The 18,643-nt window shown below is 35.5% G+C and carries 13 protein-coding genes; 3 read left to right on the forward strand and 10 right to left on the reverse strand.

Features of this window, described 5'->3' with window-relative positions:
* Positions 1–106 precede the first annotated feature (106 nt).
* Both secA and hpf read right to left on the reverse strand, forming a co-directional pair.
* The gene (gene secA / locus BLQ66_RS07135; RefSeq protein WP_074521589.1) at positions 107–2,671 is read right to left on the reverse strand and encodes a preprotein translocase subunit SecA; all 2,565 of its coding nucleotides are present in this window, start codon (positions 2,669–2,671) and stop codon (positions 107–109) included.
* 378 nt (positions 2,672–3,049) lie between these two features.
* Positions 3,050–3,580 (reverse strand): ribosome hibernation-promoting factor, HPF/YfiA family, encoded by a 531-nt coding sequence (hpf, locus tag BLQ66_RS07140; protein WP_027432185.1) that lies wholly within the window; start codon positions 3,578–3,580, stop codon positions 3,050–3,052.
* A 1,063-nt stretch (positions 3,581–4,643) separates the two neighbouring features.
* Here hpf and ymfI point away from each other — a divergent pair.
* Complete coding sequence (gene ymfI, locus BLQ66_RS07145) at positions 4,644–5,372, forward strand: elongation factor P 5-aminopentanone reductase (protein WP_074521590.1); 729 nt, start codon at positions 4,644–4,646, stop codon at positions 5,370–5,372.
* Positions 5,373–5,425: 53 nt separating this feature from the next.
* Here ymfI and BLQ66_RS07150 read toward each other — a convergent pair whose 3' ends face one another.
* The gene (locus BLQ66_RS07150) at positions 5,426–6,361 is read right to left on the reverse strand and encodes a cation diffusion facilitator family transporter (protein ID WP_074521591.1); all 936 of its coding nucleotides are present in this window, start codon (positions 6,359–6,361) and stop codon (positions 5,426–5,428) included.
* A 147-nt stretch (positions 6,362–6,508) separates the two neighbouring features.
* Between BLQ66_RS07150 and BLQ66_RS07155 the strand changes: the two genes are divergently transcribed.
* Complete coding sequence (locus tag BLQ66_RS07155) at positions 6,509–8,008, forward strand: serine hydrolase domain-containing protein (protein WP_074521592.1); 1,500 nt, start codon at positions 6,509–6,511, stop codon at positions 8,006–8,008.
* Positions 8,009–8,078: 70 nt separating this feature from the next.
* Here the strand turns inward: BLQ66_RS07155 and BLQ66_RS07160 are convergent, their stop codons facing one another.
* The 5 genes from BLQ66_RS07160 to BLQ66_RS07180 form a co-directional block, all read right to left on the reverse strand.
* The gene (locus tag BLQ66_RS07160; protein WP_074521593.1) at positions 8,079–9,284 is read right to left on the reverse strand and encodes a CgeB family protein; all 1,206 of its coding nucleotides are present in this window, start codon (positions 9,282–9,284) and stop codon (positions 8,079–8,081) included.
* 51 nt (positions 9,285–9,335) lie between these two features.
* A complete protein-coding gene (locus tag BLQ66_RS07165) occupies positions 9,336–11,309 on the reverse strand; it encodes an EAL domain-containing protein (protein WP_074521594.1) in 1,974 nt (657 codons plus the stop codon).
* Between the two features lie 227 nt (positions 11,310–11,536).
* Complete coding sequence (gene aroA, locus BLQ66_RS07170; protein WP_074521595.1) at positions 11,537–12,832, reverse strand: 3-phosphoshikimate 1-carboxyvinyltransferase; 1,296 nt, start codon at positions 12,830–12,832, stop codon at positions 11,537–11,539.
* Positions 12,833–12,899: 67 nt separating this feature from the next.
* Positions 12,900–14,273 carry a citrate/2-methylcitrate synthase gene (locus BLQ66_RS07175; protein ID WP_083330303.1) on the reverse strand — a complete coding sequence of 458 codons (1,374 nt, stop codon included), beginning with the start codon at positions 14,271–14,273 and terminating at the stop codon, positions 12,900–12,902.
* Positions 14,274–14,552: 279 nt separating this feature from the next.
* Positions 14,553–15,197, reverse strand: a complete 645-nt coding sequence (locus tag BLQ66_RS07180; RefSeq protein WP_074521596.1) for a YcxB family protein — start codon at positions 15,195–15,197, stop codon at positions 14,553–14,555.
* 150 nt (positions 15,198–15,347) lie between these two features.
* Between BLQ66_RS07180 and BLQ66_RS07185 the strand changes: the two genes are divergently transcribed.
* On the forward strand, positions 15,348–16,109 hold the full coding sequence (locus BLQ66_RS07185) for an SDR family NAD(P)-dependent oxidoreductase (RefSeq protein ID WP_143452990.1): 762 nt from the start codon (positions 15,348–15,350) through the stop codon (positions 16,107–16,109).
* Between the two features lie 145 nt (positions 16,110–16,254).
* Here BLQ66_RS07185 and BLQ66_RS07190 read toward each other — a convergent pair whose 3' ends face one another.
* Positions 16,255–17,268 (reverse strand): tRNA dihydrouridine synthase, encoded by a 1,014-nt coding sequence (locus tag BLQ66_RS07190; protein WP_074521598.1) that lies wholly within the window; start codon positions 17,266–17,268, stop codon positions 16,255–16,257.
* 36 nt (positions 17,269–17,304) lie between these two features.
* Positions 17,305–18,642: a M18 family aminopeptidase gene (locus BLQ66_RS07195; RefSeq protein WP_074521599.1), complete on the reverse strand. Its 1,338-nt coding sequence runs from the start codon at positions 18,640–18,642 to the stop codon at positions 17,305–17,307.
* Position 18,643 lies beyond the last annotated feature (1 nt).

Genomic DNA, 18,643 nt, shown 5'->3' on the forward strand with positions numbered 1-18,643 from the left:
ATCTCTTCCTTTAATTTACTTATTATCTTTTTATCAAAAATAATTGTAAAAAGCAAGGACAGTTAAATGTCCTTGCCTTTATATCTAAAAATAATTATCACTGTTATTATGCTCTACCGCAGCAATTCTTATACTTCTTACCGCTTCCACATGGGCATGGGTCGTTAGGGTAAATCTTCTTATCTACTCTCTTAACTGGTGCCTTAACAGATGGACCGTCGTCCTTATTAGTTCCTGTAACCTTAGCAACCTGTTCTCTTTCAACCTTCTGCTCAACCTGTACATGCATAAGAAGTCTTACTGTATCTTCTGTAATGCCTTCTGTCATTTCGTTGAACATGTCATAACCCATCATCTTATACTGAACAACTGGGTCTTTCTGACCGTAAGCCTGTAAACCGATACCCTGCTTTAACTGATCCATATCGTCGATGTGATCCATCCACTTTCTATCAATTACCTTAAGTAGGATAACACGCTCGAATTCACGAATCTGCTCTGCTTCTGGGAACTGAGCTTCCTTTTCTTCGTAAAGTCTTACAGCCTTTTCCTTAAGGTCTTGCATAAGCTCGTTCTTAGTCTTTATATTCTCATCTGGATAAACCTTTGGAAGTGGAATTGTAGGAATTAATAATTCATTAATAGCTTCATAATCCCAATCTTCGTAATCGGCATCTTCGTTGACTGTACGATTAATTACATTTTCAACAAAGTCAGTAATCATCTTAATGATTGACTTACGCATGTTCTCACCATCAAGAACCTTACGTCTTTCAGCATACATAATTTCACGCTGTTCATTCATTACCTGATCGTATTCAAGTAAGTGACTTCTGATACCATAGTTGTTAATTTCAATCTTCTTCTGAGCTGATTCAATGGCACGGCTAAGCATCTTATGCTCAAGCTGTTCGTACTCATCAACACCAAGTCTATTAAAGGTATTAATTAAAGTCTCCTGTGCAAAGAGTCTCATTAAATCATCTTCAAGAGATAGATAGAATCTTGATTCACCAGGATCACCCTGACGACCTGCTCTACCACGGAGCTGGTTATCAATACGTCTTGAATCATGTCTTTCTGTACCAATAATCTTAAGACCGCCTGCTGCTCTTGCTTCTTCATCAAGCTTAATATCAGTACCACGACCTGCCATGTTAGTAGCGATTGTTACGGCACCGTGTTCACCGGCCTGAGCAACAATTTCAGCTTCCTGCTCATGGAACTTAGCATTCAATACGTTATGAGGAATACCTTCCTTTGTAAGCATCTTGCTAAGTAATTCTGATGTCTCAATTGTAATTGTACCTACTAAGACTGGCTGTCCCTTAGCATGAGCTTCCTTAACAGCGTTAACTACTGCTGCGAACTTACCCTTCTTAGTCTTAAATACTGCATCGTTTAAATCCTTTCTAAGAACTGGCTTGTTAGTTGGAACTTCTACTACATCAAGGCCATAGATATCTCTAAATTCCTTCTCCTCTGTAATAGCAGTACCTGTCATACCTGCCTTCTTAGCAAACTTATTAAAGAAGTTCTGGAAAGTGATTGTAGCAAGAGTCTTACTTTCTCTCTTAACCTTTACCTTCTCCTTAGCTTCAATAGCCTGATGAAGACCATCTGAATAACGACGACCTGGCATGATACGTCCTGTAAATTCATCAACGATTAATACTTCATCATCCTTAACTACATAATCCTTATCTCTATGCATAAGGTAATTAGCACGAAGAGCTAATGTTACATTATGCTGAATCTCTAAGTTTTCTGGGTCTGCGTAGTTGTCGATGTGGAAGAACTGCTCAACCTTGTGAACACCCTGTTCTGTTAAGTTAACAACCTTATCCTTCTCATTGACGATAAAGTCGCCATCTTCTTCAATATCTTCCTGCATCATGTACTGCATCTTAGTCATCTCGCCCTTGTATTCACCCTGCTGTAACTGACGAGCAAGTAAATCGCAAAGTTCGTAAATCTTAGTAGACTTACCTGACTGACCTGAAATAATAAGAGGAGTTCTAGCCTCATCAATAAGGATGGAATCCACCTCATCGATAATGCAGTAATTTAACTTACGTAATACAAGCTGTTCCTTGTAGATTGCCATGTTATCACGAAGGTAATCAAAACCAAGTTCGTTGTTAGTTACATAAGTAATATCACAATCATAAGCTTCTCTTCTTTCATCTGGCTTAAGGTCGTGAAGAACGATACCAACCTTTAAACCTAAGAACTCATGAATCTTACCCATCCATTCAGCATCACGCTTTGCTAAGTAGTCATTAACTGTTACTACTAAAACGCCTTCTCCTGTAAGGGCATTAAGGTAAGATGGTAATGTACAAACAAGTGTCTTACCTTCACCAGTACGCATCTCAGCAATACGTCCCTGGTGGAGAATAATACCACCAATGATCTGTACTCTATAATGTTCCATACCAAGAACTCTCTTAGAAGCTTCTCTTACTGTTGCAAAAGCCTCTGGTAAAATGTCGTCTAATGTTTCCCCTTTAGCTAATCTATCCTTGAATTCTCTTGTTTTAGCCTGTAATTGCTCATCTGATAATTTGCTAAATTCATCTCTTAGCGCCTCTACCTTATCAGCAATTGGAGTAATTCTTTTAAGCTCACGTTCACTGTGAGTACCAAAAATTTTCTGAGCTAATCCCATTATTTTACGCTCCTTTTAATTCCTCTAGTGCATCGTTTCAGCCAAATTAAGGCAAAAACGAAATTGGAAAATTTGCACAATTAACAAGTTTTCACACGTTTGTAATTGTAACATTTTGTTAGGTTATACGCAAGTTTTCAGGGGGCTATGAATATTAAATAAAGATAAAGAATACAGATATGTAACAAAGATAAAAAATAAAGATAAAGGGCATACTTAAAAATTTAAGTATGCCCATAAATATTAATTATATAACTAAGTCTTCCTCTTCCTCTAATTTTAGATAACCAACCCAGTCTTTAGATTACCTAAACAGTTTTTGTTTAATTAGGATTGACTTAGCCAATTCACTAATATAAGTAGAATTACTAGTTAATACTAGTCTAATTCTGGTTCAATAAGACCATATGTGTTGCCCTTTCTCTTATAGACAACATTAACTTCTTCTGTCTCTGCATTAAAGAATACAAAGAAGTCATGGCCAAGTAATTCCATCTGTACACAAGCTTCTTCTGGATCCATTGGCTTAATGCCGAATCTCTTAGTACGGATGATCTTTACTTCTTCCTCATCCTCTACTTCCTTTTCTACGAATTCCTTAGTGAAGCTTGCATGATTGTTCTGCTTATCAACAATCTTGTTCTTATATTTCTTTAACTGACGTTCAATGACTTCTTCTACTAAGTCAATTGAAACGTACATATCATTACTTACCTCCTCGGCTCTAACGATATTTCCCTTTACAGGAATAGTAACCTCAATCTTCTGTCTTTCTTTCTCAACACTTAATGTAACATTGACTTCTGTCTCAGGAGCAAAAAATCTGTCTAACTTTCCTAGTTTATCTTCTACTGCTGACTTCAAACCCTCTGTAATATCAATATTTCTACCTGTTATAATAAAACGCATGATGTCCAACTCCTTTACATTAGATTGTCGTGGGAAAAACAACTTCACATGTACTAATATCAAACATCTCAATTTCTATTCAAAATATACTATTTCAAAATCTCTTATTTAATTTTTAGACTTACCGTCCCCATGAATAAATGTTAATTGAAATGCCTAACCCCTTAAAAACCTCCTTAACACAAATCCCATATGTAAGTTTCACGACTGTTAGATACATGTTGTATCTTTATGTGTATATTATATCATATTTACGTATTTAAACAAGTTTAGAACTTATGAACTTTATGTAAATTTTGGAACTGCTTTTCCACCAAGTTTTACCCACCATGTTGATAACTTATTTAAAATTTTAGTTCCAAAGTACTAGTATATTTTTTAAAAATGTGGACAAGTCCTATAAGTCTTCTCCTAACTGGCTTTGAACTTGTGGATTATTTACCACCAGTGTGGATAAGTATATTTTTAATTAATACCATTGAACCAATTAGCTATGCTTATTTACCATTTTAAATTAAAAACTAGTACTAGAGTACCGCAAAATTGCTGGTTCATCTCTTAGTTAAAATGTCAAACCCTATTTTTAGATTCTCACTTTTTAACAAAATTCATTTCCTACTTTTAGGGGGATAAATTTAGGTTTAATAATTCACTTTTTAATTGTGGATAAAGTGGATAACTTTGTGGTTAAGTCCAAAAGCCCTTGAAATCAGGGCTTTTACGCTGTGGATAAGTCTAAAGTTTCCACATTTATAATGTCAAGACTATTTTAAATAATTTTAGTAGAAAGGATATTTTTTGTAAAAGATGCACAAAAAAATAAAAATCAATAGTAACTTTTGTTATATTTAATCGTTCTTCTTTACTTTAGATATAAAAATCTAATAGAAATAATAAACATTATCAACAATAGAAAGCATAAGCTTTGTGGATAAGTTTTCCACAATCATTATAGCTATACATTTTTAATGGCATAAATAGGGAGTTTTTGATATAATCTAGAAAATAAAATGTAATATTAAATCCGCTTTAAATAGGGATAAATACTAGAAAGGACTAAAAAATGAGTCGAAATATAATTATTACAGGTGCCTCTAGAGGAATTGGAAAAGCTATTGCTAAAAACCTAGCTGGCCCTGATACAAATATTCTTATTAGCAGTTTTCACAATTCAAGCCTTTTAGAGGAGACTAAGAAAGAATTATCGTGCATTTCTAATAAAGTCATTAGTTTTACAGGTGACATGGGAAATTACGAAGATGTGGAAAAGATGTTTGATCTTGCCTTAAAGGAATTTGGCAGTGTGGATGTGTTAATTAACAATGCTGGTATTTCTATGGTGGGGCTTTTCCAAGATATGTCTTATAAGGAGTGGCAAGAGATTCTTAATACTAATCTTGGTTCTGTTTATAACTGCTGCCACTTTGCTGTAAATGACATGATTAAAAGACATGAAGGTAAGATTATTAACATCTCTTCTGTCTGGGGGCTTTACGGGGCTAGCTGTGAGGTGGCTTATAGTGCTACTAAGGGCGGCGTGGATGCCTTTACTAAGGCCTTAGCTAAAGAGCTTGCCCCAAGTAATATCCAGGTTAATGCCATTGCCTGTGGTGCCATTGATACAGAGATGAATGGCCATTTATCAAAGGAAGAGCTAGAAGAACTTGCCCTTGAAATTCCTGAAAGAAGACTAGGTGAGCCTAGCGAAGTTGCAGAACTTGTAAGAAAAATACTTGAGTCACCTAGCTATTTAACTGGTCAGATTATTCAGTTTGATGGTGGATGGATTTAAGAGTCTACCTAGATTAAGGTGGTTTTATAAGTTCTAGATACATTTTCAACAATCTAGTTCTTGTTCTTATAGCCAATATCTATAGGGTCTGCGTGAATACTTACATAGCACTTAAACTCTTCTGATATCTGCTTTTCTATTGCATCCACGCAGTCGTGGGCAGTGACTAGGTCAAGGTCCTTGTCGATTTCTGCGTGAAGGGATACAAATTTTCTACCAGGACCATAATCGTGAACGATAAGGTCGTGGAAGCCATAAATTCTATTATTAGATAAAACAATTCTTTTAATGCCTGAAACCATTCTTTCATCGGGAGCTTTACCAAGTAGCGGTGAAACCGTGTCTCTAATAGTGCAAACTCCAGCGATTAGTACAAGGATTGCCACAAGGGCACCTGCATAGGCATCAAAGTTAAAGTTTGAAAAGCTTGTAAGGATAACTGAAATTAAAACCACAGATGTTGCAAGGACATCATTTCTTGAGTCGCTAGCAGTGGCAAGCATAGTTGTGGAATTAAATTTGTGGCCTAGCTTGTTATTAATAAGGGCTAGGAAGATTTTTGCAAGGATGGAAAATACCAAGATTACAATGGATACAACACTAAAGATAACCTTGTTTGGATGAATTATCTTTAAAACTGAAGTGTGTAGTAATTCCGCTCCCATAAGTAGGATAAGCTCTGCTACTACAAGGCCTGCAATATATTCCATACGGCCGTGGCCATAAGGGTGCTCTTTATCTGCCGGCTTTCCAGCCATTTTAAATCCTATTAAGGTGACAATTGAAGAGGCAGCATCGGAAAAGTTGTTAGCTGCATCTGCTGTAATTGAGACAGCCCCTGTAATAAAACCGGCTACTAGTTTTAAAATCACAAGGCATAGGTTTACAACAATACCTACAATTCCTGTAAATATGCCAACTCTAGACCTTTTACTGGTCTCGTCTAAATTTTCATAATCCTTTATACATCTTGACAAAATAGTGTCCATAAAATACCTCTGAAATTAAATCGTATACAATCTATTTTTAATATAATATAAAATGCATCAATATTCAAGTTGAAAACTTGATTTGTAACTTGCTAATACATATAATTGTTTTATGTAATGCGGGATTTTTATGGAGGTTACTAACTTATGACTGAATTTTTTAAACAAGCTAAGTCAAAAGAGCTTGGAATTCCTAATGAGTATATTATGAATTTTTCTAAACGCCTTGAAGAAAAACATTTGCCGATGCATTCAATTATGCTAATGCGTCATGACAAATTAATCTATGATTCTTTCTATGCCCCTTATACTAGGGACTCGCTACATAGAATGTTTTCTGTAACTAAGTCTTTTGTATCCCTTGGAATTGGTCTTTTAATTGAAGAAGGAAAATTATCTCTTGATGATCACATCGTGGATTTCTTCCCAGATAAATTGCCTGAGGGAGAGGTGCATCCTTTCCTTAAGATGATGACAATTAGGGATATGCTTGAGATGAAGTCTTGTCATAGATTTACAACCTATAAGGCTACTGGTGTTTCTGACTGGCTAGGTTCATTTTTTACAACAAAGCCAACTCATGTGCCAGGCACTAACTTTGCCTATGATACAAGTTCGACTCACACTTTAGGAATCTTAATTGAGAGACTTTCTGGTAAGAATTTCCTTGATTATTTAAGAGATAAATTCCTTAATGAGCTAGAGTTTAGTAAGGAGGCTTATGTTTTAACAGACCCAACTAATATGAGCATGGGTGGTTCTGGACTTAACTGTTCAAGCCTTGATTTACTAAAGGTTTTCTATCTTGTAGTTCATAAGGGTGACTGGTTTGGAAAGCAGCTTCTTCCAAAGGAATATATTGAGGATGCCATTAGTTGTCATTCTGATAACTGGGCAAAGTCTGATACTTTAGAAGAGATGCAGGGCTATGGCTATCAGTTCTGGCGCACAAGTCATGGGGGATACGCAATGTATGGCATGGGCGGTCAGTTGGCAGTTTATGTACCAGATAAGGACATTATTCTTATTACTACTGCAGATGCCCAAGGTCGAAAGGGCGGCGTTCAGCTAATCTATGATAGTTTCTGGGAGGAAATTGTTGATAAATTAGATGCGCTTGAAAATGTATCAAATAAGGATGGGCTAAACAAAGTCTTTGACAGTGTTTCTGATGAAGAGCTAGAGACTTATGCTAATTCAAGAAAGCTTGAGATTATGGAGCCTTCTATGATTGAAGCTAGTAAGTGTGCCAACTTCCTCGATAATATAAACAAGAGAAGCTATGAGGCACTAGATGAAAATGTATGCACTATTAAGAAGTTTTCAATTGATATAAATGAGGACAAATCAGAGGGCTGCTTTAATTATACTAACGCCTACGGTGACTTTAGCCTTAGATTTGGATTTGGCAAGAATATTATTCAACAGTTTGCAAACTATGATTTAAGAGTTGCAGCTAGTGCTAGTGTTCGTTCTGATTCTCTTTTAGATATTAAGATTCAGGTTATTGATGAAGTACTTGGAAATATGTATTTTGCTCTTAACTTTAAGGATCCTTATATTACAGTTATGATGAGAAAAATTGAAGAACATACCTTTGAGGAATACGATGGTGTCTTCTCAGCTAAAATAGTGGATCAAGATTAAAGCTAATTTGGGGCCGGCTAATGCCGGTCCTTTTTTATTGTGCTTACTGATTATTCTTTATTATTATTTACTACTCTTTATTTCCTGCTATGCAATCTAGGATATTCCCTATTCTTTGGCGATAGCTATGATATTTTTTAACTCTTTCAAAACCAGACCTAGCAATTTCTTTTCTTTCCTTCTCATGCTCAAGATAGTAAAGGCTCTTAGTTACTGCCTCATCTATGCTTTCAAAGACCACGAGGTCCTCCCCTATCTTAAAATAATCCTCTAATTCTATCTGTTTATTGGTAAGCAAAAAGCCACCAGAAGCTAGCACATCCCAGACTCTTAAAGGGATACCTGTTCTTATATTTCTAAGGCTTATATTAAGATTAATCTTAGATTGTCTAAAGATTTCTGGCATCTTAGTATTGTAGTCTACGGTGTTGTGAAGAATTACATTTTCTAAATTATTATCTGTGTCGTCTGTAAAAAGGTCCACCTTGTAGCCGTAGTTTTTTAGGGCTGCTGCTAAGGCATTAAGCATTACCACTCTTTCAATGTTAGCTAGTTTAAAGCCTAAAAAGGTGTTAGTAAAGACTGTAAGGATATCTGAAAAAGAACCCTCGCTTTGCTTAAAATCTGTAATTTCAAGAAGTTTTGTTAAGAGCTCAACAGATAGGGAATTATCAATAATATCCATGCCTGGGCTAAAGAGCTGCTCTTTTAAAACCTCATTAAAAAATTTTCTTAAATCCTCATCTAATTTATCTTTAATATTGTCATAGGAATTTCTGTGATACATGCCCCCAACAAAGGATAGGTCGTATTTATAATCCTTTATATCAAGGCATGAAGGAATATTACTCTTTTCTAGCTGACTTTCAATCCTTTTTGCATTTGCCCCTAAAGGAAGGTAGAAAAGATGCAGAAGCTCTAATTCCTTTAGCTGGTAATAGAAAAATTTATCAAAGACAAATATGTAATTGCAAGGATTGTAAATGGAATTATGATATAGGGAAATTAGTGGTGAATCCACTGTGTAGCTTATATAGATTATGCCTAGTTTGTTGCAAATGTCTGATATATGAGCAAAATAATTAAAGGAGAAGACCATATCAACTCCTTTAATTATATTAGTAAGCTCATTATTATCATGAAACTTCAGGCCCTTTTCCTCATCAAGATAGACAGAGGGTTCCTCGTATTCTACGACCTCGTAGCCATAGTCAAAGAAAGCCTCGGCTATATCTTCTTGGTTAAAGACCTTCCACTTATAAATCAATACTTTCATAGCCAATCCCCCAATTAAGCTAATTATCACGATTCTAATCTTTACTTAATTTTATTGCTTTTTATCGAAATAATCAACTAGCTTTTCGATTGGCACTGGACGAGAGTAATAATAACCCTGAATGTGTTCAAAGCCCTTATCCATGGCAAATTCTGCCTGGCTCATGGTTTCAACACCTTCAACAAGAGTTACAATACCTCTCTTCTTTACTAAACCTATTACGGCATCAAGCATCTCTTCTGTATCTTTGTTATCAATAGCCTTATAGAAAATACTCTTATCAAACTTAATGGTTGAGAATTCGCTATCTGTCATTCTATCAAGATTTGAATAGCCAGTTCCATAGTCATCAAGATAGAATCTAATACCCACATCCTTTAAGGATCTGATGTTGCAATAAATAACGTCCTGATCCTCATACATAGCGCTTTCTGTAATCTCTAATCGTATCTTATTATAAGGAATATGATAACTATCTAATATCGTTAGGACTTCCCTGGCAAAATGTTTATCTGATAGTTCCCTAGCAGAGATATTAATTGTAATGGCATCAAAATCATAGCCCTTTAATTCTTTATTAATAGCCTCTGCAACTTTATGTATCATAGTTAAACTTAAACTATGAACATAGCCCCTTGTTTCTGCAATAGGTATAAACTTGCTTGGAGGAATATTAACCCCATTAATCTTTAATCGAATTAAGGCCTCTGCAGTCTTATACTTATTGGAATTTACGTCTAGAATTGGCTGAGCATAGCAAATAATTCGAGAATCCTTGTAATTCTTATTCTCACGAATATCCTCAAAAATCTCGATTATCTTTCTTTCTAGTAAATAGCCCTTATAGTCAGCTTCTTCTGCAACCACTAATTCATTCTTATTGGATCTTGAAATATAATAATTATTTATATAAGCTATCATTTCTTTAACGTCTCTGATGGACTTAATGTTCTCATGACTTCTCATTATTATATATTTCGCATAGCTTAGTTCTTCGTAAACACTTGTAGTAGTCTCTTGTAAATTTGCTAGAGTAGCAATAAATTTATCGTACTCCTCTTTTTGTCTTTCCCTCGGTAATTTTTTTACAACTATAAAATCTGTGGCACTGTAGCGATACATACTTACATTCTTAATATTCTTGAAAATGTAATTACAAGCCATGGCTACTGCCGATTCAATTCGATAAGATCTAGTTTCGCTTAAAACACTGTGAGCAAGTTGTGGATATGTAAAATGTGCATAAGCATAATCTCTTCTAGTTGCAAATAGTAATTGTAAGTCTGTCTGTAATGATGAAATGTTCTGACATCCTGTTATCTCATCCACTGGATTGGAATGATGTAGCACGTAAAAGATAGTAAAACTAATAACATAAGATGCACTAATTAATATGGTCTTATCTGTAAAAAGCTGGTATAGCAAAATAATGATACCAACGCTTGAAAAAATATAGATATTAGTTAGTACAAAGCGAGCAATATTTCTTCTGTTTAAATATGACGATAATAATGCAGTTGCATACATTAGTATCGCATAAAGAGTTAAAAATTTAATTAGACCAATTATCTGTAGGTTATTATTCTGAACCTCAATTAAATAGCCATTAACATAAAGAATAGCCGCTAGAATTAAATAGACAAGTTGATTAAAACAAGATGATATGGCAATGTATCTCTTCTGCCTCTGTCTATTGTGCCCTAAGAAAGTTACATATATAGATAGTGACTGCATAATTGAGCCAAATATAATTATTACTAACCATGTTATAACCTGAATAGAGATAGTTAATCCTTTAACATCTCCGCTATCTGTCAGGTTAATTAGATAAAAGAATAGTATAATATCTACAATTGATTCAACAATACCTGAAAATAATAATATAAATCCTGTATTAAACTTAGGTCTTGTAAATAACATGAAAAATAACATAAGCAAAGCTATGCTTAAACTCATGTATTCAACAGCTATTGAGTATGTAGATATTCTCCTAATCTGGTCTATGCTAAAAAATGCATAATCCATAATTATAATATCCTCATTCTATTAAATTTTTCTCTCCCACAATTTATGTATTATACTTAAAGTATTGTTTTAATTCAAGTCTAAATTTATAAACTTTTTCGAAAAATAAAAAAACTGCTAAGTTTTACTTTATAAAAGCGCCTAAAATTGGAGCTTTTATAAGAAACTTAGCAGTTTATATTTATTAATAAATTCTTTATTAGCTTTTATAAAATTGCTTAATTAGACTATTGTCTACAAGCTGCTTCTAGTACATAGAAGTAATTCTCAAAGGTCTTACCACAGCATTCGTAATTATCAATCTCAATGCCATCAATTAGTAAGCCAATTAGGGCAAAGGACATAGCCATTCTATGATCATCATGAGTATCTACAAGACCTGGTGTTGGCTTGCCTGGCATAATTTCAATTCTATCTCTGCCTTCCTTAACATCTATACCTAGGTTGTTAAGTTCTGAAACCATACTTGCAATTCTATCGGACTCCTGAAGTCTTATATGCTCGATGTTTCTAATGCAAGTGGCTGTCTTTGCAAATGGAGCAATAGCCGCAAGGGTCATAGACTGATCTGAGAAATCATTCATATCTACGTCAATTCCGCTAAACTCTCCATTAACTGGACCTGTTACACAGATTCCTTCTCTCTCCTCAGTTACTGCACAGCCTAACTGCTTTAAGACATCAAGGAACTTCATGTCTCCCTGCATTACGTTAGAATGTACATTCTTAACTAAAGCTCTGCCTCCTGTAATTGCAGCGGCTGCGTAAAAATAGCAAGCTGCAGATACATCTGGCTCAATCTGGTAAGTTCTTGATCTATAATGTTCACCTGCTGGTACATCATAACTTGCGCCATCATGGAATACTTCGCAACCAAACTGGCGCATCATATCCATAGTAATATTGATATAAGAACCTGAAGTCTTCTTTGAGGTAATTAAGACTCTTAAGCCATTAGATAGCATTGGTGCTGTCATAAGGAGGGCACTTAAAAACTGAGTACTCTCGCTAATATCAATGGATACTTCACTTTCTGGTGTCTTACCATTAGCTTTAGCACCTACTACCTTAACGGGTAAATGTCCTTTTTCTTCAAGATATGTAAAACTTGCTCCTAAGCTTTCTAGTGCTTCAAATAAAGGAAGCATAGGTCTTCTCTTCATCTGCTCGGAAGCATTGATTGTATATTCTCCGTCTGATAAGGCAAGCATTGATGTTAAAAATCTAGCTGCTGTTCCTGCTGAACCAACATCAATTGTAGCTTTCTTCTTAGGAATATCTCCATCACATCCTCCTACTGTAACGTAGTGATCTACTTCATTAACCTGTAATTTAAAACCTAGTGATAATAGACTTGTTATAAAATGTCTAGAATCATCTGAAAATAATACACCATTAAGGGTACACTCTTCGTTAGATAGGGCTGCAAGTAAAAGGGCTCTATTAGTGACACTCTTAGAACCTGGAACCTCAACTACAGCATTAAAGGGATGTGTTATTGGTTTAACTTTATATCTTGACATGTTCGACTCCTCTAAAATTTAATCCTTGTAGATTAAATTATTTATGTCCATTCTACAAAAGTAAGAGTTATCTCTCATCTATTGTTGTATATGGTCTGTGATGACCAACGTACTTATAGGCTGGACGAATAATCTTTCCTGCATTAACTAACTCCTCTAGTCTATGAGCACACCAACCTGAAATTCTTGCAGTTGCAAACATTGGTGTAAACATTTCCTCTGGAATACCTAACATAGTATAAACCAAACCACTATAAAAATCTACATTAGCACAGACTGGTTTGAACATTTTTCTCTTAGCCATAATAAGCTGGCCAGCTTCCTTCTCCACTGTCTCATAAAGGGCAAATTCCTTAGTCATACCCTTCTCTTCAGAAAGCTTCTTAGCAAAGCTCTTTAGGATTACTTCTCTTGGATCTGAGTTTGTATAAACTGCGTGACCCATACCATAAATAAGACCTGCTCCATCAAAGGCTTCCTTATCAAGGATCTTATTAAGGTAAGTCTTAATAGACTCAGTATCTGACCAATCGCTTACATGTTCCTTAATATCATGGAACATCTCCTGAACCTTAAGGTTAGCACCACCGTGCTTAGGACCTTTAAGTGAAGCGATTGATGCTGCAATTGCTGAGTATGTATCTGTTCCTGATGATGTAACTACGTGAGTTGTAAATGTAGAGTTATTACCACCACCATGCTCTGCATGAAGTACAAGACAGATATCAAGTACCTTAGCCTCAAGCTCAGAGAAGTTACCATCATCTCTTAACATATATAAAATATTCTCGGCTGTAGAATATCCCTTCTTTGGATTCTTAATCATAAGAGTTCCATCAAGACGGAAATGTCTAAAAGCCTGATATGCATAAACTGTTAAAAGTGGCATCTTAGCAATAAGCTGTAAGCTCTGTCTAAGTACGTTAGGTACTGAAGTGTCATCTGGGTGCTCATCATAAGAATATAAGCTTAAGATGGACTTCATAAGGGAATTCATTAGGTTGTCTGAAGTTGCCTTCATAATAACATCACGAATGAATGCTCCTGAAAGTTCCTGCAAATCAGTCTGGATACGGACAAATCTCTTTAAATTCTCTTCCTTTGGTAATGAACCAAATAATAATAAATAAGTTGCCTCTTCGAAACGGAATCTATCTGTCTTAGAGTTCTTAATTAAATCTTCTACATTATAGCCTTGAAAATATAATTCTCCATCAACAGGGATCTTTCGTCCATTAATACTTTGGTTGCCAAGTACATCTGATATCTCTGTAAGGCCTGTAAGAACACCATTACCGTTACTATCACGTAAGCCACGCTTAACATCGTACTCTATGTATAAATTCTGGTCTATTGAACCTGAAGCAGTAACTTCCTTTACTAACTCCTCAAACTCACTATTATCGACCGTTGTGAGTTCCATCATTTCCTGATTGTTCATGGGCGATCCTCCTTGTTATATATCTTGCATGAATATAAAAATATAAGCTATTACTTCCTCACTAATAGCTCATAAATTTAAAGTGATTAGACAACTCCCAAATGTTGTCTGACATCATGCGGTGTCTTATGTATTATGTGATAAAGTGGGGATATTGTCAAGCAATTCCCCACTTTTTCTTAATAATATTATGTTATTTCTAATTAAACTTTATTTTATTTTGTCTTTCCTTAATTTTCTAAGGTCTTATTTTGAACGCAGTGTAAGCAATCCCCCGCTTTACAATTTCGCCTGATGATCTTCATTTTCAATATCAAGTTGTGTAACATAAGAATCATCTATGCTTTCTTCGTTAATCTTAATTACATCCTTGTTTGCCTTAGTTTCCTTAGCCTCAGTTCTAGTGGAAAGAATAGCATTAGCTAGTTCTAGTAAATCCTTATCGCTAGCGCTTGTAAAGCCTTTACGAGATAGACTTAGGCAGTCCTCATTACTAAAGAAAATGTAGATGTAATCCGGGTCTTTTTCCACTCTAAGGACGTCGTCCCATTTTAAAAGGTCCACATCCTTATCGGCATCTTCAACCTTAATGGTATCTGAGTCAATTTCATAGTTAAACTCCACACCTATCATGTTCTTATAGAGGTTATTAAAGCGTCTCTTGTTGTCCCTATCCATAAGATACATGCCAATAAATAGGAAAACCGCTGCTGCCACAGCATAAAAGATGGTTAGGAAAATGTCCTTACTATCGTCATTAGTCACAATTAGGACCATATATCTTACAAAAAGCATAAGAAAAATAAGTCCTGCAAGGTTATATATAAGTTTGAATTTCTTGTATTTTTCATTAGTAAAATTACTGGCTCTATTAAGACCCTCAAGTGTTTCTTTAGTAAACACTGTAGTATTCTTTATAAGCATATAGACCTCCCAAAAATGTACTTTTATGCACATATTTTTTCTGATATAATCATATTATATTTTATAAATATAATCTATTTTACCACATTTTCATGGACTTATAAATCCTTAATTATTTTGTAGTAAATGGATATTATTATGGAGGTTTTTATGGGAGTTGCTCTTATTACAGGTGCCAGTTCTGGTATTGGCATGGAAATTGCTAAGATTCTTAGCAAAAAGGGATACGGACTTATATTAGTGGCCAGAAACAAGAAAGCTTTAGATGAACTTGCCGCAAGTCTTCCAAATAAAACTAAGACTTTAGCTCTTGATTTATCAAATGAAAAGGATTTATCAAAGCTTGTTAGTTACGTGAACAAAAAGAAAATTGATATCTTTGTTAACAACGCTGGATTCGGCGATATGGGCGAATTTACAAAAACAAGTCTAGATAAGGAATTAAACATGATTGACCTTAATATTAAGGCGGTGCATGTGCTTACAAAGGCTGTTTTAAAGAAAATGAAGAGAAAGAATTATGGTTACATCTTAAACGTAGCTTCTAGCGCAGGACTTTTATATGCTGGTCCTTATATGGCCACTTATTATGCAACTAAGGCTTATGTTACTAGCCTTACTACTGCCATTGCTACAGAGCTTAAAAATCAGCATTCTAGGGTATGCGTATCAGCCCTTTGCCCAGGACCTGTAGATACTAACTTTAATAAGGTGGCTAATGTTAAGTTTAGCCTTAAGGGTATTAGTGCTAAGTACTGCGCAAGAGTTGCAGTGGAGGAGATGTTTAAGGGTAAGACAATTATTATTCCAACAAATTATATGAAGCTTGCCATATTGGGAAATAGATTCCTTCCAAGATTATTATCTGCAAAGATTTGCGGAAATCAGCAATCAAAGAAGTTGGGAAATTAAGGGCTGTGAATTTCACAGAGTGGATATTGGCTGTGGATGTGAGAAAATTCGGGGTGTGAAAGCTAGTGATGACAGCGTCTACAAGAATTTAACAAAAATAAAGCAGGAAGTTTTTACTTCCTGCTATTTTAATTAGCTTACGCCTCTAATGTTTCTTCCAGAAAGAGATATGTTCCTTCTCTTCAATATTGGTGTTATTAAGTAAAACCTTTACGGCTAGTTTGTATTCTTCCATCTTCTGGGATTTCTTAACTAATTTAAGGTCTTTTTTATCATCTAGGACATATTCCATATAGCACCACATTTCCTTCATGCGGTGAATGGCATGCTTATCTCCTGACATAATCTTTAGTCTTTCCTCAAGAACTCTTTTATGGAATTTAGCTAATCTTTCCTTATCGTATTCTAGGTCACGCTTAAACTCGACAGGATCTTTAGCCTTTAAAACATCAATTAGTGCTGGATCTGCAATTAAACCTCTGCCAAGCATAATTGCATCACACTCTGGGAACCTTTCTTTAAATTCTAAGAAGTCTGTTCTTGTGAAAATGTCACCGTTATAGACAATCTTATTAGTACTTTCCTTTAGTGCTAAATTAAAGGCTTCTAAATTTACATCATTTTTGTAAAAATCGGACCTAATTCTTGGATGTACAATTAATTCTTCTAACTTGAATTTATTATAAATCTCAAGGATATCCGGCCAGTGCTCACTGTCATTAAGGCCGATTCTTGTCTTTACGGAAATCTTAATATCATTATCTAAAATAAAGGAATCAGAAAAAGTCTCATAAAAGAACTTCTCCATTCTATCAAGGTCTCCTAAAAAACCAGAGCCCTTGCCCTTTGATACTACTGTTCCTGAGGGACAGCCAGCATTTAGATTGATTTCTTTATATCCGAATTCTTCATAAAGTTTTTTAATGGTCCAGATAAAGTCCTTAGAACTGTTGGTCATTACCTGGGGTATTACATTTTTATTAGTATTATTAAGCCTATCTATATCCCTCATCTCCTTGGTTAGGAAGCGCTCGGAACTATTAGGGGAGATAAAGGGTGTAAAATACTTATCTACTTTTCCCTGACCGTAAACTTCTTCAAAGGGGTTTCTAAGGGTGTAATCTGTTAGTCCTTCTAGAGGGGCTAAATATATCTTCATAACTTTAAAACTCTTTCTATCTAACTATATAACTTTTTATCTTAGGCTTATGCTACCATTTCTATTGGTGTAGATGCTTGTTTCATAGAACTTAGTCATGGCATCAAGCATGTACTTTGTGTCTTTAATTCCTGCTGTCTCATATGGTGAGTGCATAGCTAACTGGGCTAATCCGATATCCACTGTGTTAAGGGATAGGTGGGAATTAGCAATATTTCCAAGAGTTGAGCCGCCGGCGATGTCAGAACGATTCACAAAGCTCTGAGTTGGCACTCCTGCTCTCTTACATATTTCCTTAAAAATGCCTGCTGATAGGGCATCTGTTGTGTACTTCTGGTTAGCGTTATATTTAATAACAATGCCCCCGTTAAGGTATGGTCTATTAGTTGGGTCTGCCTTGTCCTGATAGTTTGGATGAACGCCATGAGCATTATCTGCGCTTATCATAAAGGAGTTTGCAATGGCTCTCTTATAGCCTTCTCTTTGCTTTCCACACATGTCTGAGATGCGCTCTAGTGTATCTGTTAGGAATGTTGAGTCAGCACCCTGCTTTGTTGTACTTCCTACTTCTTCATTATCAAAAATGGCGCAAACATTTACGCTTTCACCATTGGAATTATCGGCTCTCATAAGGGCATTCATGCAAGTGTAGGCACACTGCAAATCATCTAGCTTAGGGCTTGAGATAAACTCATTATCAAGGCCCCAGATGCTTCCTGGCATTCTATTATATAAAAATAGATCTGCTGCCACAATGTCGTTAACATCCGCTTCTGCTGAATCTGCAATTACTGTGTTAAATAGGTCCTTTGACTCAATGTCTCCCATTAGAGGAAGCATGTCCTTTTGGGCATTGTAATTTAGCCCTGTATTAGCCTCGCGGTTCATGTGAATTGCAAGGTTTGGAATGAGGCAGAGGTCTCTGTCTACATTTACTAAACGAGACTCAAAGGTATCTGATTCCTTTACGATTACACGGCCTGCCACAGATAGGGGTCTATCAAACCAAGGGGCCATAAGCATACCGCCGTATTTTTCTACATTTGCCACAATATACTTGCTATCCATAGTCATCTCTGGATTCTCTTTAATCTTAAAGCTTGGAGAATCTGAGTGGGCAGCAGTTATCTGGAAATTAGTAAAATCTACCGCTCCATCCTTTGGGAATCTAAAGGCAATAATACTTGAGTCGCCTCTTGTTACAAAATAGCCTTTTGCCTGACTTAGGCTCCATTCTGTGTTCTCGCTAAGGCGCACAAAGCCTTCATCTTCAAGCATCTTAGCAAAATTATTTACAACGTGGAAAGCTGATGGGCTCTCCTCAATGAATTTTAATAGGTCTTTACTTGTGTCAATAAAATTACTTTCTTCCATA

This window comes from Lachnospira pectinoschiza (assembly GCF_900103815.1).
Taxonomy (GTDB): domain Bacteria; phylum Bacillota; class Clostridia; order Lachnospirales; family Lachnospiraceae; genus Lachnospira; species Lachnospira pectinoschiza_B.